Source organism: Thalassospira xiamenensis M-5 = DSM 17429 (assembly GCF_000300235.2).
Classification (GTDB): Bacteria; Pseudomonadota; Alphaproteobacteria; order Rhodospirillales; family Thalassospiraceae; genus Thalassospira; species Thalassospira xiamenensis.
Genome location: NZ_CP004388.1, coordinates 3,447,738 through 3,469,000, shown reverse-complemented (window position 1 = coordinate 3,469,000; position 21,263 = coordinate 3,447,738). Strand labels below are relative to the sequence as shown.

The 21,263-nt window shown below is 56.4% G+C and carries 19 protein-coding genes; 13 read left to right on the top strand and 6 right to left on the bottom strand.

The genetic code is table 11. From position 1 onward, the window contains the following. Positions 1-90: 90 nt before the first annotated feature. The 12 genes from TH3_RS16155 to TH3_RS16100 all read left to right on the top strand — a co-directional run bounded on the left by TH3_RS16155 (position 91) and on the right by TH3_RS16100 (position 14,071). Positions 91-1,608, top strand: a complete 1,518-nt coding sequence (locus tag TH3_RS16155) for an ABC transporter substrate-binding protein (RefSeq protein WP_007089763.1) — start codon at positions 91-93, stop codon at positions 1,606-1,608. 25 nt (positions 1,609-1,633) lie between these two features. Next, the gene (locus TH3_RS16150; RefSeq protein WP_007089762.1) at positions 1,634-2,551 is read left to right on the top strand and encodes an ABC transporter permease; all 918 of its coding nucleotides are present in this window, start codon (positions 1,634-1,636) and stop codon (positions 2,549-2,551) included. Position 2,552: 1 nt separating this feature from the next. Continuing rightward, positions 2,553-3,476, top strand: a complete 924-nt coding sequence (locus tag TH3_RS16145; protein WP_007089761.1) for an ABC transporter permease — start codon at positions 2,553-2,555, stop codon at positions 3,474-3,476. A gap of 10 nt (positions 3,477-3,486) precedes the next feature. Continuing rightward, a complete protein-coding gene (locus tag TH3_RS16140) occupies positions 3,487-4,482 on the top strand; it encodes an ABC transporter ATP-binding protein (protein ID WP_007089760.1) in 996 nt (331 codons plus the stop codon). After that, the gene (locus TH3_RS16135; protein ID WP_007089759.1) at positions 4,482-5,447 is read left to right on the top strand and encodes an ABC transporter ATP-binding protein; all 966 of its coding nucleotides are present in this window, start codon (positions 4,482-4,484) and stop codon (positions 5,445-5,447) included. The genes TH3_RS16140 and TH3_RS16135 overlap by 1 nt, the downstream gene beginning before the upstream one ends. After that, positions 5,444-7,030 (top strand): gamma-glutamyltransferase family protein, encoded by a 1,587-nt coding sequence (locus tag TH3_RS16130; protein ID WP_007089758.1) that lies wholly within the window; start codon positions 5,444-5,446, stop codon positions 7,028-7,030. Before TH3_RS16135 ends, TH3_RS16130 begins: the two co-directional genes overlap by 4 nt. A gap of 66 nt (positions 7,031-7,096) precedes the next feature. Then, positions 7,097-8,479, top strand: a complete 1,383-nt coding sequence (locus tag TH3_RS16125) for a M20 family metallopeptidase (protein ID WP_007089757.1) — start codon at positions 7,097-7,099, stop codon at positions 8,477-8,479. A gap of 272 nt (positions 8,480-8,751) precedes the next feature. Then, the gene (locus TH3_RS16120; protein WP_007089756.1) at positions 8,752-10,011 is read left to right on the top strand and encodes an ABC transporter substrate-binding protein; all 1,260 of its coding nucleotides are present in this window, start codon (positions 8,752-8,754) and stop codon (positions 10,009-10,011) included. 65 nt (positions 10,012-10,076) lie between these two features. Further along, positions 10,077-10,970: a carbohydrate ABC transporter permease gene (locus TH3_RS16115; protein WP_007089755.1), complete on the top strand. Its 894-nt coding sequence runs from the start codon at positions 10,077-10,079 to the stop codon at positions 10,968-10,970. Then, positions 10,970-11,848, top strand: a complete 879-nt coding sequence (locus TH3_RS16110; RefSeq protein WP_007089754.1) for a carbohydrate ABC transporter permease — start codon at positions 10,970-10,972, stop codon at positions 11,846-11,848. The genes TH3_RS16115 and TH3_RS16110 overlap by 1 nt, the downstream gene beginning before the upstream one ends. A 29-nt stretch (positions 11,849-11,877) precedes the next feature. Beyond that, complete coding sequence (locus tag TH3_RS16105) at positions 11,878-12,987, top strand: ABC transporter ATP-binding protein (RefSeq protein ID WP_007089753.1); 1,110 nt, start codon at positions 11,878-11,880, stop codon at positions 12,985-12,987. A 37-nt stretch (positions 12,988-13,024) separates the two neighbouring features. Next, the gene (locus tag TH3_RS16100) at positions 13,025-14,071 is read left to right on the top strand and encodes a substrate-binding domain-containing protein (protein WP_040060061.1); all 1,047 of its coding nucleotides are present in this window, start codon (positions 13,025-13,027) and stop codon (positions 14,069-14,071) included. A gap of 266 nt (positions 14,072-14,337) precedes the next feature. Here the strand turns inward: TH3_RS16100 and TH3_RS16095 are convergent, their stop codons facing one another. Genes TH3_RS16095 through murG form a run of 5 tightly spaced genes read right to left on the bottom strand, consistent with a single transcriptional unit; the run spans position 14,338 to position 19,769 of the window. Further along, positions 14,338-15,213, bottom strand: coding sequence for a cell division protein FtsQ/DivIB (locus TH3_RS16095; protein ID WP_007089751.1), 876 nt, complete (start codon positions 15,211-15,213; stop codon positions 14,338-14,340). A 39-nt stretch (positions 15,214-15,252) separates the two neighbouring features. Beyond that, positions 15,253-16,167, bottom strand: coding sequence for a D-alanine--D-alanine ligase (locus TH3_RS16090; protein WP_007089750.1), 915 nt, complete (start codon positions 16,165-16,167; stop codon positions 15,253-15,255). After that, the gene (gene murB, locus TH3_RS16085; protein WP_007089749.1) at positions 16,164-17,108 is read right to left on the bottom strand and encodes a UDP-N-acetylmuramate dehydrogenase; all 945 of its coding nucleotides are present in this window, start codon (positions 17,106-17,108) and stop codon (positions 16,164-16,166) included. Before murB ends, TH3_RS16090 begins: the two co-directional genes overlap by 4 nt. A gap of 40 nt (positions 17,109-17,148) precedes the next feature. Beyond that, complete coding sequence (murC, locus tag TH3_RS16080) at positions 17,149-18,558, bottom strand: UDP-N-acetylmuramate--L-alanine ligase (RefSeq protein WP_007089748.1); 1,410 nt, start codon at positions 18,556-18,558, stop codon at positions 17,149-17,151. A gap of 11 nt (positions 18,559-18,569) precedes the next feature. Next, positions 18,570-19,769 carry an undecaprenyldiphospho-muramoylpentapeptide beta-N-acetylglucosaminyltransferase gene (gene murG, locus TH3_RS16075; RefSeq protein WP_076519631.1) on the bottom strand — a complete coding sequence of 400 codons (1,200 nt, stop codon included), beginning with the start codon at positions 19,767-19,769 and terminating at the stop codon, positions 18,570-18,572. A gap of 412 nt (positions 19,770-20,181) precedes the next feature. Here murG and TH3_RS16070 point away from each other — a divergent pair, with 412 nt between their 5' ends. Beyond that, the gene (locus TH3_RS16070; protein WP_007089746.1) at positions 20,182-20,577 is read left to right on the top strand and encodes a Rap1a/Tai family immunity protein; all 396 of its coding nucleotides are present in this window, start codon (positions 20,182-20,184) and stop codon (positions 20,575-20,577) included. A 124-nt stretch (positions 20,578-20,701) separates the two neighbouring features. On the opposite strand, the gene TH3_RS16065 is transcribed toward TH3_RS16070, so the two are convergent. After that, positions 20,702-21,166 (bottom strand): GNAT family N-acetyltransferase, encoded by a 465-nt coding sequence (locus TH3_RS16065; protein ID WP_007089745.1) that lies wholly within the window; start codon positions 21,164-21,166, stop codon positions 20,702-20,704. Positions 21,167-21,263 lie beyond the last annotated feature (97 nt).

Here is a 21,263-nt window from a genome sequence, read left to right as displayed (position 1 = left end):
TATTACAATATAATACAAGATGTTTTAAATGCATCTAATGTGTCTTGCCGCGAACACCGTGAAGTAAGGCGCGCATATCAGGAGGCTATAATGAAACAGATCCTTAAGGGGGCTGGAATCTTTGCCCTCGTCATGGCCGCTGCTGGAACAGCCGCTGCCAACAAAGCAGACGATACCCTCAATGTCGCATTCTCCAAAGAGCTTGAAAATGTCGACAGTTATTTCAACTCGGCGCGTGAAGGCGTTATTCTGCAACGCTCCATCTGGGATGGGCTGGTGTATCGCGATCCTTATACCGGCGAGTATCAGGGAAATCTGGCGACGGACTGGAAATGGGTTGATGACAAAACCCTTGAATTCAATCTTCGCCAGGGTGTGACGTTCCACAATGGCGAGCCTTTCGACGCCGACGATGTGGTTGCGACCGTAAACTGGGTTGCGGATGAAAAGAACGGGGTGAAAACCCAGCGCAACGTCAACTGGATGGAAAGTGCCGAGAAGATTGACCAGTTCAAGGTCCGCATTCATCTGAAAGCACCATTCCCCGCAGCAATCGAATATCTTGCCGGACCTGTATCGATTTATCCCAACGAATATTACGCCGAAGCTGGTCCGACCGGCATGGGACTTAATCCGGTAGGGACCGGTCCTTACAAGGTTGTGTCGGTCGAGCCGGGCAAGCATTTCGTGCTGGAGAAGTACGAAAATTATCACAAGGACAGCCCGAAGGGGCAGGCCAATATCGGTCGTCTGGATATCCGTACCATTCCCGATTTCAACACGCAGGCTGCCGAACTGTTCAGTGGCGGTCTGGACTGGATCTGGCAGGTGCCGCCAGATCAGGCCGAAAGCCTTGGCGCGATGGGTGAATTCACGGTTGCCAACGAAAGCACCATGCGCATCGGTTATCTGCAATTTGATGCCGCCGGTCGCAGCGGTGAAAGCAACCCGTTCACCAACAAGCTTGTGCGTCAGGCAATTTCGCATGCCATTGACCGCGAAGCCATCGTTGCATCGATGCTCAAAGGTAAATCCCGTGTGGTCAATTCGGCCTGCTTCCCGTCGCAGTTCGGCTGTGCACAGGACGTCGCTGTCTATGACTATGATCCTGAAAAAGCCAAGCAGCTTCTTGCCGAAGCCGGTTATCCGGACGGGTTGGAAATTGACTTCTATGCCTATCGCGATCGCGAATATGCCGAAGCGATGCTGGGCTATCTCGAAGCGGTCGGTATCAAAAGCAATTTCAAGCTTTTGCAATACTCCGCCCTGCGTGAACTGAGCATGAAGGGCGAAGTACCGATGTCGTTCCAGACATGGGGATCCTATTCGATCAATGATGCGTCGGCGATCGTCAGCCAGTATTTCAAGCTTGGCAGTCTTGACAGTGCGCAAGACGAGCAGGTCAAGGAATGGCTGGATGTTGCCGACAGTTCCGTGGATTCCGAGGAGCGCAAGGAATACTACGCCAAAGCCCTGAAGCGTATTGCGGAAGAAGCCTATTGGTTGCCGTTGTTCTCCTATAACTCGAACTACGTGTTCACCAAGGATCTGGAATATGCACCGACCACGGATGCAATTCCGCGCTTCTTCCAGATGAACTGGAAATAATCCTCCGGATCAGGGGTTCAGAACGGTGTTGGTATATACGTTAAAAAGGCTTGGATTGGCCTTGCTGGTGACGCTTGCCGTCTCCATGCTTAGCTTCGCGCTTCTCTATCTTTCGGGGGATCCTGCGGCGGCTATTGCGGGTGAAACGGCAAATGCCGAGGATATCGAGGCTGTAAGGGTTTATTACGGTTTTGATCGACCATGGGTCGTTCAGTATGGCGAATGGATGTTCAACGCGATCAGGGGCGATTTCGGCGAAAGTTACTATTTCAAACTGCCGGTGTCGCAATTGGTTGCCGAGCGTCTGTCCGTCACGATGTTGCTTGGCGTATGCGGAATCTCGTTTGCGCTTTTGACGGCGGTGCCGTTGGGCGTTGCCGCCGCCGTTCGCCCCAACAGTCTTATTGACCGGATTGCGCTATTCCTTTCGGTCATGGGGCAGGCCATGCCCAGTTTCTGGTTTGGCCTGGTCCTGATTGTCCTGTTCAGTATCAAGCTGCGCATCCTGCCGCCTTCCGGTTCGGACAGTTGGCAAAACTTTGTGATGCCGACCATCGTGCTGGGTTATTACGCGATGCCTGCCATCATGCGCCTGACCCGTGCCGGAATGCTTGATGTGCTGGGGGCGGATTATGTCCGCACCGCACGCGCCAAGGGTGCCGGTGAATTCCGGGTCATGTTCAAGCATGCCCTTCGCAACGCCATCATCCCGGTTGTCAGTCTGGCCGCCGTTCAGATGGGCTTCATGCTAGGCGGGTCGATTGTCGTTGAATCGATCTTTGCCCTGCATGGGGCGGGCTATCTGGCGTGGGAATCCATTGGTCGCAACGATCTGCCAACCGTTCAGGCCCTGATTCTGGTGTTTTCGATGTTTTATATCGTCTTCACCTTCCTGTCGGATTTGTTGAATGCGTGGCTTGATCCGCGCATGAGGGTGGGCTGACATGACCAACACGACCGAAACCATCAACACAGTGGCACCCAAGGTTGAAGCTGAAGTCCTGAGCGGCCCGACGCCGCGACAGGTTCTGCTGACCAAAGTCCTTGGTCACAAGGGGCTGATGTTTGGTGCCATCGTGCTTCTGACCATCTTCCTGATGGCGCTTTTCGCACCTCTCCTGGCACCTTATGATCCCTATCATCAGGATTTGATGCATCGAATGATCCCGCCCGTCTGGGATGCCAAAGGCAGCTGGGAGAATATCCTTGGTACCGATCATCTCGGGCGGGATTATCTTTCACGGTTGCTTTATGGCGCACGCATTTCATTGGCCATCGGGGCGATTGCGGCCCTGATTTCCGGCATTATCGGCACCAGTATGGGCGTTGCCGCCGGTTATTTCGGCGGCCGTGTCGATGCCTGTGTCACCTTTTTGATCAATGTGCGTCTTGCGATGCCCGTGGTTCTGGTGGCGTTGGCGGTGGTCGCACTGTTTGGCGGATCACTTCAGGTGGTGATTACGGTTCTTGGCCTTTTGCTTTGGGATCGGTTCGCGGTCGTGATGCGATCTGCCACCCTGCAATTGCGATCCATGGAATATGTCACGGCGGCCAAGGCCATCGGCTGTTCGACCAAGCGCATCCTGTTTAGCGAAATCATGCCGAACATCGCCAACAGTCTGATCGTGATTGTGACGCTTGAAATGGCGCATGCCATCCTGCTTGAAGCTGCCCTGTCGTTCCTGGGCCTCGGGGTGCAACCGCCGACCCCGTCCTGGGGCTTGATGGTGTCGGAAGGCAAACAGATGCTTCTGTTCCAGCCGTGGATGATTGCCATCCCGGGTGTCGCGCTGTTCATCCTTGTTCTGGCGATCAATTTGCTGGGTGACGGTCTTCGTGACGTTTCCGCACCTGAAAACCGCAACTAGGGGCATCAGTATGGAAAACATTCTTTCTGTTCGCGGCCTGACGGTTGATATCCCGCTGGCGGCCGGAACGCTGCATGCCGTGCGCGGCATTGATTTCGATGTGAAGCGTGCTGAAACCCTGTGTGTGGTGGGTGAATCAGGTAGTGGCAAGTCCCTGACATCGCTTGCGATCATGGGGCTTCTGCCCAAGCAGGCGAAACGTTCGGCGCAGGTTCTGGATTTTGAAGGTGTCGATCTGCAAACCGCATCCAATCGGGATATGCGCAAACTGCGCGGCAACCGGATTTCGATGATCTTTCAGGAACCGATGACATCGCTTAATCCGGCATACACGATTGGCGATCAACTGATGGAAGCCCTTTTGCTTCATCGCAAGGTCCCCAAGACGGTAGCGCGTGACCGTGCCATCGAACTTCTGGAAAAGGTCGGGATCACGGCGGCGGCCAACCGTATGAAACAATATCCCCACCAGCTTTCAGGCGGTCTGCGCCAACGCGTTATGATTGCCATGGCCCTGATGGGCGAACCTGACCTGATCATTGCGGATGAACCGACAACCGCGCTTGATGTCACCATTCAGGCGCAGATATTGCGCCTGCTTAAGGATCTTCAGCGTGAATTGAACATGGCGATGATCCTGATTACCCACGATCTGGGCGTGGTGGCCCGCGTCGCGGACAAGGTCGCCATCATGTATGCCGGTGAAATGGTCGAAGCCGGTAGTGCAACCGAAGTCTTTACCGCGCCAAAGCACCCTTATACACGCGGGTTGCTTAATTGCATTCCGGTGCCGGGCAAAACCGCGGTTGGCGAACATCTGGGCTCGATCCCCGGTATTGTGCCGTCTCTTATCGGTGATGTGGTTGGCTGTGCTTTCCGAAGCCGCTGTGACGAGGCAACCGCGCAATGTGCGTCCGATATACCGGCCCGGATTTCACCCGCCGGGCATCTTTATCGCTGTGTTCACGATTATGACATGAACCAGCCAAAATCGGGGGAAGCATAATGTCGGTTCCGGTTCTTGAACTTGAGAATGTCTCGAAGATTTTTTCGATCAAGCAGGGCATCTTTGGCAAACGCAAGGATCTACGCGCTGTCGATGAACTGACCCTGAAACTGCAAAAGGGAGAGGTCCTTGGCCTTGTCGGAGAATCCGGCTGTGGCAAAAGTACCCTTGCACGTATTTTGCTGGGACTGGAAACGCCGACACAGGGCCGGGTTCTGGTCGATGGCGAAGACATTACCAGCCATGACAGATCCTATCTGGCGCGCCGTATCCAGCCGATTTTCCAGGATCCCTATTCATCACTGAACCCGCGCAAGACGATTGGCGATATCATCTCTTTACCTTTGCGTGTGCACAAGGTCGGCGATCCGCGTGACTGGGACAAACAGACCGCCGATATTCTTGATGTTGTCGGGTTGCCCAAACGGGTTTTGCGCAGTTATCCCAGCCAGCTTTCGGGCGGGCAACGTCAGCGTGTCGCCATTGCGCGCGCCCTGATCATGCGCCCGGAAATCGTGATCTGCGATGAACCGACATCGGCGCTTGATGTGTCGGTACAGTCGCAAATCCTTAATCTGTTGTCGGATTTGCGCAATGAATTCGGGCTGACCTATCTGTTCATCAGTCACAATCTTGCGGTGGTCGAACATCTCGCAACAAGGGTGGCGGTCATGTATCTGGGGCGCATTGTCGAAGAAGCAGAAGCATCTTCGCTGTTTGCCGGTCCGGATCATCCTTATACCAATGCGTTGCTGGAATCCGTTCTGACGCCGGACCCGTCCCTTGGTGTTCCCGATACACAATTGGGTGCCGTATTCCCCAACCCGATCAACCCGCCCAGTGGATGTCATTTCCATCCGCGCTGCCCGCGCGCGATTGATATCTGTTCGACCAAGGCACCGGTGGCGACCCTGCATCAGGGCAAGCGGGTTGAATGTCATCTGGTCGAAGGGGCGGTTCAATGATCCGCGACAATTTTTCCAACATGCAGTCGGTCCGTAAAAACGTCGTCACCGTCGAAAATGGTGGGGTGGTCGCAGCCCAGCATAAGCTAGGCGCCCAGGTCGGGGCTGACATTCTTGCCACCGGTGGCGATGCCATTGATGCCGCGATTGCCACATCCTTTGCCATGGGGGTGGTCGAACCCTGGATGAGTGGCCCGGCCGGTGGCGGTGCGATGATGATCTATCGTGCCGATGAAGACCGGACCTATAGCATTACCTTCGGGATGCGGTCCCCCGCCGGGCTTGATGTTGCGGATTATCCGTTATCGGGCGAAGGCGTTGCGGGTGACCTGTTCCCGTGGGCGCGGGTCGTCGGGGATCGTAACCAGATTGGCGCAACCGCGATTGCGGTACCCGGCACGGTTGCCGGTATGGAGCTTGCCTTTGACCGGTTTGGCACGATGCCATGGCGTGATCTTGTTTCGCCGGCGGCAAAGCTTGCGTCGGGTGGGCTATCGGTTGATTGGTATGCCGCCCTTATCATCGCGTCTAGTACCCGCGAACTTGCCAAAAACCCGACCGCAGCGGAAACCTTTCTGGAAGACGAACAGTGGCCGACTATTGCCGGATGGACGGCCCTTTCGGACAAGCGGATCAATCTTGACCAGATGGCGGCCACCCTGCAACGCATCGCCGATAAAGGCGCGCGTGAATTTTACGAAGGCGATCTTGCGGCGGAAATCGTTGCCGATATCAGGGCTGCCGGGGGATGTTTGTCGCTTGATGACATGAAGTCCTATCAGGCTGTTTTGTCTGATCCGCTGACAGCATCCTATCGCGGGGGGACGGTCTATACACCGCCTGCGATGACGGCGGGTGAAAACCTTGCGGAATGTCTGGAAATCCTGTCGCATCAGAATTTTGAGGGGACGTCACCGGGGGCGGATGCCTATGGGGCGTATGTCGATGCGCTTAAGACGACCTATAAACGCCGGTTGCGCGATATGGGGGACGTTGATGACAGTCGCGCCCCCGCCTGCACCACGCATTTCAGTGTGACGGATCGACATGGCAACATGGTCGCGGTGACCCAGACATTGCTGTCCATTTTCGGATCCAAGGTCGTGCTGCCCGGAAGCGGGCTTTTGATGAATAACGGGATCCTGTGGTTCGATCCCGAACCGGGACGGCCAAACTCGTTAGCACCCGACAAACGATGCCTGATGAATGTCTGCCCGGCAATCGGGCAGCAAAAGGACCGGCGGTTTGCCATCGGGGCATCGGGCGGGCGCAAGATTTTGCCAGCCATCCTGCAACTGACATCCTGCCTGCTGGATTTCGATATGACCCTCGAAGACGCCTTCCATCAGGCGCGGGTTGATTTTAGCGGCGGCGATACGGTGATCATCGATCAAAGTCTTTCGCCCGATATCATTGCGGCTCTGGGGGAAGGGCATCGTTGCGTGACCACGCGCCGGACCGCTTTCCCCTATGCCTTTGCCTGCCCGGCGGGGGTTCTTCGGCAGGGAAACATCAATCAGGGCATGACCGAAATCATGTCGCCCTGGGGCGATGCGGTGGCGGAAAACCGGGATGGTTCGTGAAACACAAAATGCTCCGTCGTTCCTTTGGGAATTGGATGGCTTATCGGAAAGAACAAGGATCAATCAATGTCAACGCGTGCTGATGCTATCGAAAATGTAACCCGGTATTTTGAAGATGGGCAGTTTATCGAAGAACTGCGTCGAATGGTCGAACAGAAAACCGAAAGCCAGAAGCCCGATAATCTCGAAGCGCTTTATGGCTATCTTACCGATGTGATTGTTCCGATGGTGCGCGATATGGGGTTTGAAACCCGCATCATCGATAATCCCAAGCCCGGTTTCGGACCGTTCCTGTTTGCCGAACGACACGAAGGCGATGACCTGCAGACCGTCCTGACATACGGGCATGGCGATGTGATCCTCGCACAGGAAGGCGAATGGCGCGAAGGCCTTGAACCTTTCAAGCTGGTGATCGAAGGTGATCGGGTTTACGGGCGTGGCACGGCGGATAACAAAGTGCAGCATTGCATCAATCTGGCGGCCCTGCGGTCGGTCATTCAGACACGTGGTGCATTGGGTTTTAACTGCAAGGTCATAATCGAGATGGGCGAAGAGGCGGGGTCGCCCGGCCTTGCCGAACTGTTTACCAATTATCGCGATCTGTTTGCCGCCGATGTCCTGATTGCATCGGACGGTCCGCGCCTGAGTGCCGAGCGACCGACCATGTTCATGGGGTCACGCGGGGCGATCAATTTTGCGCTGTCGCTTAAATATCGCGAAGGCGGCCACCATTCCGGGAACTGGGGCGGTTTGCTGAAAGACCCGATGGTTGTCCTTTCGCATGCGATTGCATCCATCGTTGATCGTCGCGGACAGATTCAGGTACCGGAATGGCGTCCTGACAGCCTGAATGACGAAGTCCGGGAAGCCCTTAAGGATTGCGCAATCACCCAACCCGAAACCGGGCCGACAATCAACCCTGACTGGGGCGAGGAAAGCCTGTCACTGGCGGAAAAGGTTTATGGCTGGAACAGCTTTGCGGTACTTGCGGCAAAGGCCGGAAACCCTGAAAAACCGGTCAACGCCATCGCGCCTGAAGCTATTGCGCATTGCCAGTTGCGTTATGTGGTCGGCACGGATGCGGATGACATTCTGCCGGCTTTGCGCCGCCACCTTGATAAACATGGCTTTACGGACGTTGAAATCATTCCCTCGGCCAAGGGGTTCTTCCGGGCAACCCGGCTTGACCCGTCCCATCCGTGGGTCACGCGTGTACGCGATTCAATCATCAAGACCACCGGAACCAAACCGGCAATCCTGCCCAATCTTGGCGGGTCGCTGCCCAATGATACATTTGCCTATATCCTTGATCTGCCAACCGTCTGGGTGCCGCATTCCTATGCGTCATGCTCTCAGCATGCGCCCAACGAACACATCCTGCAAAGCCTCAGCCGACAGGCCCTGCAAATGATGGCCGGTGTGTTCTGGGATATCGGCGACGCCGCCTGACCATCGCAAGCCATCCGAAAATTCGGGCGCCAGAAACCATGACAGGATCATGGCTGGCGCCCTTTTGTATGGGGCGGAGTCTTCCGCGTTCCAGTTTCCGGCAATAACAAATGCACTATTTTGCGACGCAATAACGCAGCCTGATCAATCACAGGTTTTGCGCCTGTTGGCGGCTTTGCTGTACTGCAACGTTACAGGAGGCGCTTGACTCCGACCTGTAACGTTGCAGTAATCAACTGCCAAATCAAAAGAGCCAACAGGGAGGAAACAGCATGTTTCTTGGCAAAATGACATGTGCCGGGATCGGTATGATCGCGGCATTCGGGCTTTCAACCAGCATCGCATCGGCACAGCAAAGTGTGGAAGTCCTGCATTGGTGGACGGCGGGCGGCGAGGCGAAGGCGCTTCAGGTTCTTAAAAAGGATCTCGAAGATCAGGGTGTTTCATGGAACGACATGCCGGTTGCTGGTGGTGGTGGCGAACAGGCCATGACCGTGCTGCGCGCACGCGTTACATCGGGCAATGCACCGACCGCGGTTCAGATGCTTGGTTTTGATATCAAGGATTGGGCGGGCGAGGGTGTTCTGGGCAATCTTGACGACCTTGCCGCAAAGGAAGGCTGGGAAGAAGTTGTTCCCGATGCCTTAAAAGAGTTTTCGAAATATGACGGTCACTGGATCGCGGCCCCGGTCAACGTCCATTCAACCAACTGGGTCTGGGCCAACAAGGCGATCTTTGATGAGCTTGGCCTGAAGCAGCCGACCAACTGGGACGAATTGATTGCGGTGCTCGATAAAATCAAGGATGCCGGTTACACAGCGGTCGCCCATGGCGGGCAGGCATGGCAGGACGCGACGATCTTTGATGCGGTCGTCATGGCAACCGGCGGGCCGGAATTCTATCAATCCTCGATGATCGATACCGATCCGGACGCGCTGGGGTCGGACACGATGAAAACCGTGTTTGATCGCATGGCGCAACTGCGCACCTATGTTGATGACAATTTCTCGGGTCGGGACTGGAACCTTGCGACCGCGATGGTGATCAACAAGGAAGCCGGGGTGCAGTTCATGGGCGACTGGGCCAAGGGCGAGTTTCTGAATGCCGGCAAGGTGCCCGACACTGATTTCATGTGCTTCCGTTTCCCCGGAACACAGGATGCAGTGACGTTCAACTCCGACCAGTTCGTGATGTTCCAGGTTGGCGAAGAGCGTCAGGACGCGCAGATGAAACTGGCATCAGCCGTGATGTCGCCAGGCTTCCAGTCGGCATTTAACGTGGTCAAGGGATCGGTCCCGGCGCGCACCGATGTGCCCAATGATGATTTTGATGCCTGTGGCAAAAAAGGCATGGCCGAACTTGCTGCTGCCAATGAAAAGGGCACGCTGTTTGGTTCGATGGCGCATGGCCATTCGGTCCCGGCCGGGGTCAAAAATGCCATGTATGACGTGATTACCGCGCATTTTAACGGCGAATATGACAGTGCAACCGCTGTCGAGGAACTCGTCAACGCGGTTGAATCCGCTCAATAAGACCAAAAACGAAACCGGCGGCCGGATAAGATCCCGGCCGCCGGACAAAGTGCGGAGCATCACCCATGCAATCATCCTTGCCCGGCAAGGCACAGGCAACCCTGCGGGAGGTTCTGCCCCGTCTGGTGCTGAGCCCCAGCCTGTTTCTGATCCTTTTATTCGTTTACGGATTTATCATTTACACCGGTTACCTGTCGCTGACCGATAGCCGGATGCTGCCCTCCTACGAGCTTGAGGGGTTTGGCAACTATGCCAATCTGTGGGGGCAGCGGAACTGGCTGATTGCCCTGCAAAACCTTGCGATTTTCGGTATTCTTTACATTGCGATCTGTTCGGTACTGGGGCTGGTTCTGGCGATCCTGCTGGATCAGAAAATTCGCGGTGAAGGCATTTTGCGCCCGATCTATCTGTATCCGATGGCGCTGTCCTTCATTGTCACCGGTACGGCATGGAAATGGTTTCTTGATCCGGGGCTTGGCCTTGAAAACACCATGCATCTTTGGGGGTGGGAAAGCTTTACCTTCAACTGGATCAAGGATCGCGACATGGCGATCTATACCGTGGTGATTGCGGCGGTCTGGCAATCGTCGGGTTTTGTCATGGCGATGTTTCTGGCGGGTTTGCGCGGGATTGATACTGAAATCCTCAAGGCCGCCCAGATGGATGGTGCCAGCCGATGGAGCCTCTATACCCGTATCGTCATTCCGCAATTGCGTCCGGTGTTCCTGTCGGCCTTTGTGGTTCTGGCCCATCTGGCGATCAAGGCCTATGACCTTGTCATTGCGCTGACCAATGGCGGGCCGGGTCGGGCCACCGAACTGCCCGCGACGTTCATGTATTCCTATACCTTCACGCGAAACCAGATGGGGGTTGGGGCATCGTCGGCGGTGATCATGCTGGCGATGATTGCCTCGATCATTGTGCCCTATCTTTATTCCGAACTTCGGGAGCGCCGCTGATGTCGCGTTCAACACAATCCTCCTTTGGCACCGGAAAGCTGTTGCGCGCAGCCCTTTATGCGGTCCTGATCCTGTTTGCGGTTTATTACCTGCTGCCGCTGTTTGTCATGCTGGTCAATTCGGTCAAGACGCTTGATGAAATCCGGGGCGGAAACATGATGTCGTTCCCCGAAATGTTCACCTTCGAGCCTTGGCTTACCGCGTGGTCACAGGCCCAGATCGGGGTCGAGCCGACGGGACTTAAACCCTATTTCATCAACAGCATCATGATGGTTGTACCGGCGGTCGCCATCTCGACCGGGCTTGGGGCGCTGAATGGGTATGTCCTGACCAAATGGCGGTTTCCGGGGGACAAGATCATTTTCGGGCTGATGCTGTTTGCCTGTTTTATCCCGTTCCAGATCGTCCTGATCCCGATGGCGCGCGTGCTGGGCATGATTGGTCTGGCGGGTACGACCGGCGGGCTGGTTCTGGTGCATGTGGTTTACGGTCTTGGCTTTACCACGCTGTTTTTCCGCAATTATTATGCGGCATTCCCCGACGAGCTGATCAAGGCGGCAAAGATGGACGGGGCCGGGTTCTGGCGGACCTTTACCCGCATTCTTCTGCCCAGTTCGGGGCCGATCATCGTGGTGACCGTGATCTGGCAATTTACCAATATCTGGAATGATTTCCTGTTCGGGGCGTCATTTGCCGATTTTGATTCGATGCCGATGACGGTTGCGCTCAACAACCTCGTTTCATCCTCGACCGGGGTCAAGGAATACAATGTGCACTTTGCCGGTGCGGTTCTTGCCGCCCTTCCGACACTGATCGTTTACATCGTTTCCGGGCGCTATTTCGTGCGCGGATTGATGGCCGGTGCGGTCAAGGGTTAGCTCATAAAAAGACTTACAGGGAAGTTATCATGTCCTTTCTGCAAATCGACAAGGTGTGCAAAAGTTTCGGTCCGATCAAGGTTCTGCGCGATATTACGCTTGATGTTGAAGAAGGCGGTTTTCTGGTGCTTGTCGGGCCGTCGGGTTGTGGCAAATCGACCTTGCTCAATACCATTGCCGGGCTGGAAAAGCTGACAACCGGGGAAATCCGGATTGCAGGCAATGTCATTGATGATCTGCCGCCGTCGGAGCGCAATATCGCGATGGTGTTTCAAAGCTATGCGCTTTATCCCAACATGAATGTCGGGCAGAACATCGCGTTTGGCCTTGAAATGCGCGGCATGCCAAAGGATGAGCGCGCCGCCAAGGTCGCCGAGGTCGCCAAGACGCTTCAGATCGAACATCTTCTGGATCGCAAACCCGGCCAGCTTTCAGGCGGGCAGCGCCAGCGCGTTGCGATGGGCCGTGCGCTTGTGCGCAATCCGCAGCTTTTCCTGTTTGATGAACCGTTATCAAACCTTGATGCCAAGCTACGCGTGGATATGCGCACCGAAATCAAACGCATGCATCAGACATTTGGCACCACGATTGTTTATGTCACCCACGACCAGATTGAAGCCATGACGCTGGGCACGCGGATCGCGGTTTTAAAGGACGGAATTGTCCAGCAATACGGCACCCCGGCGGAAATTTATAACGATCCGGCCAACCTGTTTGTCGCCGATTTCATGGGATCGCCCGCGATGAACCTGATCCCGGCGACGGTGCGGGGCAGTGCGGTTGAAATGGCGCGGGCGGGCGAAGAGCCGCTGATGCTTGAATTTCAACACCTGCCTGCGGATGTCCGGGCGCGAGACGAGCAGGAAGTCATTGTCGGTATCCGGCCCGAAGCCATCACCGATGCCGACAACCGGGCACTGGTGCGCGACGGACAGCAGGCGGTTAGTGCATCGTGCCGGATCGATGTGGTTGAACCGGCCGGGGCGGATATTTTTGCCATCACGTCGCTGGGCGGCAAGGAGGTGGTGACCCGCCTGCATCAGGACTGGGACGGGCAGGCCAACAGCCACGCCGAACTGGTGTTCAACCTTGAAAAAGTTGTGTTTTTTGACCCCGAAAGCGGCGTAAGACTGCGTTAGGTCCTGACCCTGGAATACCCCACGGAGGCTTTGACAACTGTCTGATCACGATCTTGCCGGGAATGCGGGGCGGCCTGCCGCCCAAACCCGGCCGACCCTTAAAACCATTGCGGAAATGACCGGCCTTGGTGTGACGACGGTGTCGCGCGCGCTTAAGGATGCGCATGATATCAGCGCGAAAACCAAGCTGCGCGTGCGCAAGGTGGCGGATGCCATCGGCTATCACCCGGACCGGGCCGGAGTGCGATTGCGGACGGGAAAAACCAATGTTATCAGCCTGATCCTTGATCAGACCGACAAGGTGCCGGAATTTGCCAGACGGCTGATTGTCGGCATTTCCGATGTCATTCGCGGTACGCCCTATCACCTTGTCGTCACACCACAATCACGTGCCGATGACCCGATGGACCCGGTGCGATATGTGTTAAATACCCGTGCCGCTGACGGGGTGATCATTACCCATATCAGGCCCGATGATGAGAGGGTGCAGGCGCTGAGCCAAAGCGGGCTGCCGTTTGTGGCGCATGGGCGGTGCCTTTCGGCACCGGGTCATGCCTATCACGATTTTGATAACCGGGCGTTTTGCGAGATGGCGGCAAGGCGTCTGATTGCGCGGGGGCGCAGGCGGCTGGCATTGCTTTCGCCGCCGTCGGAATTTTCATATTATCAGGAAACGCTGGCCGGGCTGGCGGCGGTGGCGGAGGCAGAAAATTTGCCTTTTCAAGTGCTTGGCGGGATTGACCTTGACAGCAGCAGCGAGGTTTTGCGTCAGGCCGGCATGGCATTGCGCCATCAGGATTATGTGCCCGACGGGGTGATTTGCGGTAGCGAACTGTGTGCGATGGCGCTGATTGACGGCATGATCCAGTCGGGGATGGATGTCGGGCGGGACATCGATGTGATCGCCAAGGAAACGTCGGATTTGCTGAACTTTACCCGGCCCCGGATCGATAGCCTGCGCGAGGATCTGATCGTGGCGGGGCAGCAATTGGCGACCCATTTGCTGGACGTGATCGAGGGGCGGGAAGGGGCAAATCTGCAATCGCTGAGCGCGCCGATCCCGGTCTGGCGCAACGATATTTAAGCCGCCCGTTACCGGATTTATTATTCACTTAAAATGAAAAATACAGTCGATTATTCATTTTTGGTTGTTGATCACTTTTCGGGCGTGAATCTTTGACCCGACGAAGCGTAAAAACAGCGGTTTTATTTGTATGAGGAATTGATTTTCAAAACCGGCATTTCAGGCAGGTTTTGAGCCCCAGCCTGTCAGATAAACACCGGAAAACTGTCATTAATTATATTTGTATGAGGATTCATTCGGGGTGTCTTTTGGGCAGGTGCGCGGCCCTAGGCCGCGTTACCTTTTTTTGGCGGGTTGCGGCGTTGTTCGGCAGCGCCCGGTGTCAGGCGCACGAAGGTGCGATCAGGCAGGCGCAGATCGACGATCAGGACGTCGCGTGACAGGATGTGGTGTTCCTGATCAAGCTGATCGAGGCGGGCCCAGGCCTTGTCCATGTTTTCCTCGGGCAGGCGGATGAACATGCCGTTGGAAAGCTGGATGTTCCAGCGGCGGTTGCCGATGCGCTGTGCGCCGCTGACCATGTCAAACAGGCGCGGGATGGATTTGAGCGTGGTCAGCATTTCGCTGGCATTTTCGGGGGCGTCCGCACCGACCACGACCGGCAGATCCAGATAATCACCCAGTTCATAATTCTGAAGCTGCGCCCCGTCGGCATCAATCACCACATGGCTGGTGTCGGTCTGCCATAGTGCGACCGGCTGGCGTTCGGTGATCGAGACGATCAGGGTGCTGGGCAGGCGGCGTTCGACAATCGCGTTGCGGACCCAGGAAAGCTGTTCGATGCGTTCGCGCGCGGCATCGACATCAAAGGTGACAATCGGGGTGCCGGGCTTCTGGCCGATGGCGGCAAGAAGGGCCTCGGGGTCGGTCTTTTCGCGCCCCCGGACCTCGATGTTTTTCACCGTCATGCCAAATTCGGCGGAAAGGCGGATCGCCTCCACCTCGGCGACAGCATACCACTTTTCGGCCTTGCCGGTATACCAAAGCGCAAAGGGCCCGGCGATCAGGAGGGCCGTGAGGCTCGACCACCAGAAAACACGTACCAGTTTTTTCAGGTTGGCGCCAACACTGTGCTGCTGTTCAAGCTTCTCGCGGCGTTCGCGGGCCTGTTCTTCAAGGGTGCTGGGCGGGGTGCTATACATGGCAGCCATTTCCAGAGACTTTATGCTCAAGTGTGAGCATCAGCGTTCGCATGAGGCATCCTCGACCATCCAGGCGACAATGTCGGCGAAGCTTAGACCGTCATGACGGGCGGCATCGGGGACAAGCGATGTCGGGGTCATACCGGGCTGGGTGTTGATTTCAAGGATTGCGACGCGGTCCTCGGCCGGGTCATAGCGGAAATCGGCGCGCGCAATCCCGCGGCAGCCAAGCGCACGATAGGCCTTTTCGGCGCAATCCTGAATTTTGGCGCGAAGGTCACCGGGGATATCGGCCGGGATGATATGTTCGGACCCGCCGGCGACATATTTTGATTCAAAATCATAAAAGGCATGATTGCCGGTCATGATTTCGATGATTTCCATCGCCTTGCCATCCTTGACCGCCACGGTCATTTCGCGGCCGGGAATGAATTCTTCCTGCATCACGCCGTCGCCATGCGTCCATTCGCGGGCCAGCATGTTCTGTTCTTCCTCGGGCGTCAGGATGATTTCCACCCCAACGGATGATCCTTCGTTATTGGGTTTGAGAACATAGGGTGGCGGCAGGGCATTACCCGCGGCAATTTCATCGCGCGACACCCAGACATGGCGGGCACACGGGATGTCATATTCCATGAACATCGCCTTGGCCGACATTTTATCCATGGCGATGGAGGATGCGCGCACGCCCGAATGGGTATAGGGAATGCCCATGATTTCAAGCAACCCTTGCACGCAGCCATCCTCGCCCCAGCGACCATGCAGGGCGTTGAACACGACATCGGGTTTGGGATCAATCGCGGCAAGCTGTGCGGCAAGGTCGCGGTCGGCATCAATTTCGGTGACGCGGTAGCCCTTTTCACGCAGCGCCTTGATGCATTCCGTGCCCGAGGACAGGGAAACGGGGCGTTCTGCGGACCAGCCGCCATAAATGACGGCGACATGCTTGCTCATGCGTCTTTTCCTATGATCGAGTGTCCCAGTCGGTCGCCGATGCGCCGGATTTCCCAGCGCAGATCGACGCCACAATGTTTTTTCACGCGCTCGCGCACGGTTTCGCCGAGTTCTTCGAGATCAAAGGCGGTGGCATTGCCCAGATTGATCATGAAATTGCAATGTTGCGGTGACATCTGCGCCCCGCCAATCGTCAGCCCCCGGCACCCGGCGGCATCAATGACTTCCCATGCGCGATCCGGCAGGGGATTGGCGAAGGTCGATCCGCCGGTGCGCGATTTGATCGGCTGTGATCCGGCGCGGGCTTCGTGGATTTCATCCATGCGTTTGGTGATCTCGGCCGGGTCGCCCGGCCTGCCACGCAGGATGGCGGATGTGAAAATCCAGTCTTCGGGAAGGCCGCAATGCCGATATGTCATATCCATCGCCTTGGCGGTGACGGTATGCAGATCGCCATTGCCGTCAATCGCATTGGCGCTGACCAGAACATCCTTGATTTCCGCGCCATAGGCCCCGGCATTCATGCGAAGCGCGCCGCCAATGGTGCCCGGAATGCCCGACAGGAATTCCAGCCCGGCAATCCCGGCATCACGCGCCATTTGCGCGACGTTAAGATCAAGCGCACCGGCCCCGGCATGAATTTCGCCGTCCTTGATGATGGCATCGGTAAAGGGCCGACCGAGGCGAATGACCACGCCACGAATGCCGCCATCACGGACCAGAAGGTTTGAGCCGACCCCGATGACGGTGATCGGAATTTCGGCCGGGCGGTTTTTGATGAAATCGGCCAGATCCATTTCATCGGCTGGACGGAACATCACATCGGCCGGGCCGCCGACCTGAAACCAGGTGACCTTGGACAATTGTGCGCCTTCGCGCAGCTTGCCGCGCACCTTTGGCAGGCGATCAATAAGCGGTGTGTGATGTCCCGGCGTGCTCATGACAAACTCGTCAAATCCGTTTCAGGTTTCGGTTTCAGTCTCAGTTCTTAAGCGCTTCAAGCTGGGCGGGCAGGGCGTTGGCCCATGCGCTGATCGATCCGGCACCCAGGCAGACGACCAGATCGCCCGGTTTGGCTTCTTTGGCGATCATGCTTGCCAATGCTTCGGGGCCTTCAAGGGCGGCAACATGGCGATGGCCACGGTTGCGGAGCCCTTCGACCAAGGCATCGCGTGATGCGCCTTCAATCGGGCTTTCGCCGGCTTCGTAAACATCGGCGACGATCACGCTGTCGGCGTCGTTAAAGCAGGTGCAGAATTCCTCGAACAGGTCATGCAGGCGCGAATAGCGGTGCGGCTGCACCACGGCGATGACGTTGTTGCCGGTTGCCTTGCGGGCGGCCTTCAGCACCGCCTTGATTTCGACCGGGTGGTGGCCGTAATCATCGATGATGGTCACACCATCAACCTCGCCGGTTTTGGTAAAGCGGCGTTTGACCCCGGTGAAACCGTCAAAGGCGGAGACGATTTTATCATCCGCAATGCCAAGTTCGAGTGCGACCGTGATCGCGGCCAGCGAGTTCGAGACGTTATGATCGCCAACCATCGGCAGACGGACATCCTTGATCACGCGTTCTGCGCTATCGACCCGTTCGCGAATGACCACGTCAAAGGTGCTTTGGCCGATTTCAGTACGGACATTGACGGCACGCACATCGGCCTGCGGGGAAAAGCCAAAGGTAAAGATGCGACGATCCGTGACCTTGCCGATCAGGGCCTGGACTTCGGGATGGTCGATGCACAGAACCGCAAAGCCATAGAACGGGATGTTCTGAACGAAGTTCTTGAAGGCCTCGCGCAACTGATCAAAGTTTTTCCAGTGATCAAGATGTTCCGGGTCAATGTTGGTCACAACCGAAATGGTCGAGGGGACCTTGACGAACGTGCCATCAGACTCGTCCGCCTCGACCACCATCCAGTCACCATCGCCAAGGCGCGCATTGGTGCCGTACGAATTGATGATGCCGCCATTGATCACGGTCGGATCAAGGCCGGCGGCATCAAGCATGGTGGCAACCAGCGAGGTGGTGGTGGTTTTGCCATGCGTGCCGCCAACCGCAATCGCGGCCTTAAGCCGCATCAGTTCGGCCAGCATTTCAGAGCGGCGCACCACCGGGATCATATCAGCACGTGCGGCGACGACTTCGGGGTTATCAGGCTTCACGGCGGTGGAGATCACGACCACCTTGGCGTCTTCGACATTGGCGGCCTGATGGCCGACGAAAACCCTGATCCCCAGATCGCGCAGGCGCTGCACATTGGCATTGTCGGAAATATCCGATCCCTGCACCGTGTAGCCGAGGTTGTGCAGGATTTCGGCAATGCCGGACATGCCGATGCCACCAATACCGACAAAATGGATGGTGCCGATGTTGAGCGGCAGGGTGTTCATGGAATGTCTCCTCATACCTTCTGGGGGTCTTTCTTTGTCATGTTGTCATTATCGGGGCTACCGGCCGGGTTCAGCCCCAGCAGATCCAGCACCATGTCGGCCAGCCGTTCGGCGGCATTGGGGCGACCGGTTGCCTTGGCGGCCTTTGCCGCACGGGTTAACGCCGCCGGGTTTTGCAGAAGTTTGGTCAACCGTTCGCTTAGAATATCGATCGTGAAACGGTCCTGTGACATCAGCCACGCACCACCGGCTTCTTCGACCTGCTGGGCGTTGAAACGCTGGTGATCGTCAATCGCACTCGGCAACGGCACCAGAAGGGCCGGGCGACCGGCCGCGGTCAGTTCGGCGACGGTCGAGGCACCGGAACGCGCAATCACCAGATGGCAGTCGCGCAGACGTTCGGGGATATCCTCGATAAAGGACGCGAGCGTCACATCAATGCCCGAACCCTGATAGGTTTTGCGCACGGCTTCAATGTCTTCGGCGCGCGCCTGCTGGGTCACGATCAGGCGGTTGCGCAAATCACGTGGCAGGGCGACCAAGGCGGCAGGCAGGATTTCGGACAGGACGCGCGCGCCCTGCGACCCGCCGGTGATCAGCAGGCGCACCGGGCCCTCAGGCGTCGGGGCGTCATATTCGGTGCTGGCGATGGCGGCGACTTCATGGCGGATCGGGTTGCCGGTCCAGATGACCTTGGCCGCGTCATTGGGTGCGATCAGCTTGACCGTCGGGAAGGATGTGGCGATGCGGTGTGCGGCCCGCGCAACCATCCGGTTGGCCCGGCCCAGAACCGCGTTCTGTTCATGAATGGCAAAGGGAATGCCAAGCCATTTGGCCGAAAGGGTGGCGGGGATCGAGGCATAACCGCCAAAGCCGATAACGGCAGCGGGGCGGGCTTTTTTCAGAAGGGATCGTGCCTTCATCGTGCCAAGGCCAAGGCGAAGTGCGCCGGTCAGACGGCCCTTAAGACCCTTTCCGGCAATGCCGCCCGCCGGCAGGATGATGGTTTCAACCCCCTCGACCCCCTCGGTATAGCGCGATGCACGGGCATCGGTGAAAAACAGCACGTGCGCGCCACGCCTAACAAGGGCGCGCGCCAGTGCAACCGCCGGAAACATATGGCCGCCGGTGCCGCCCGATGTCAGGGCGATCACCTGTCCTGCCAACGGGTGTTCCATCGGGGAAACTTCAATATTCTGGATGTCGGTCATCAGATCCACATATGCAACGACGGATTGCCCCTATCAGAACCCGAGAAAGGTTAACATCCCTTCAAGCGCGGGTGTTTGTAGGGGAGGATTTTGTCGTTTTTTTGGGGGTGGATTGGTGCGGTTTGAGGTTTTGGGATGTGGGGCGCGGTTGACGGGAAGGCGAGACCGAGCCTGTGGCGCGATGGACTCCCGCGTTCGCGGGAGTGACGGTGGTTCTTGTGGTTGGAGAGTGAACCCCCGGTTTGTCATTCCCGCGCAGGCGGGAATCCAGCTTTTTTATCAGGAGCAGGTATTCCAGAGATCACATTCTTTTCCGCAGGATTTGCTAATGATCTTTTGCGACATAAAACTTACTAATGTGGATGTGTTGTGGGTCTGCTAGCATAATGACTGGATTGAGGGAGGAATAGTCATGGTTCGTAATATCATTGTTATTGTCGGCATCCTCTTTGTTTCTGCTTATCCTGCAAGCGGCTTCCCGGAAATGAAAGGGAATCATCTTGATGCAATGCAATTACGCGATAATTGTTTGCAGGCGGAGGGTACTTCTGGGGATTTGGTTTGCCTTCTTTACATTGCCGGTGTTCTTGATGGGATCGCCACAGCAAATTTTTCTAGCCAGAGTATGAGCGCACCTTACGCACCGATATGTGCGCCGGAAAAGAAACCGTTGAGATACTATGCTGATATCGTGAAGTCTTATATGCAGACTAATAAAGAGGATTTGAATGTTTCCGCATCCATCTTTATTTGGCTAGCTATGAAAGGTAGCTTTCCTTGCGATGACGGCGCCGGAATTCCGAAATAGTCAAAAGCTTTGAGTATCTGGTTCTCAGCTTTGTGGCGTTTTAAAATGCAAGTGAACTACGATCTTTAAAAAAAGAGGGGATGATCGTTTTCTTGATGATTTCCATGATAATGAAGTCCTCATTTTAAACCGTATCAATCTTATACAGCACCGAATCAACCCGTTTCGCCAGCCGGTCATAAAGGCGCTGGGCGCCGTGGTTGTCGCTGGCGGTGAGCCAGTAGAGGCGGAGCCAGTTGTTTTGTTTTGCCTGTTCTTGCAGGGCATCCATCATCAGGCCGCCGATGCCGCGACTGCGGTGATCGGGTGATACCCAGAAATCTTCGAGATAGGCGACATTGCGCAGCGTGAAGGTGTGCGGATGGATGATGAGGTGGGCCAGTCCGATGACGGATTGGTCATCATCATCTTGGTCAGCATCCAGTGCCAGCCAAGCCTGCATCGGGTGGTCTGGGTCAAGGATGCGCTGCCAAAGGCCATCAATCACATCATCGGTCATATCGGGTGCGCCGAACTGGATGATGTTTTGCCGCCAGAGGCGTTCCCATCCGGTGCGGTGGCGGGGTTTAGCGTGCTGGATATCGATCATGGTGGGGCCTTGGGTTGGGGCGAACAGGTACGGGTACTGTATCGCTAAAAGTCAATCAAGGCTGGTGTTTTTGAGGAACGGGCAGGCTGGACTCCCG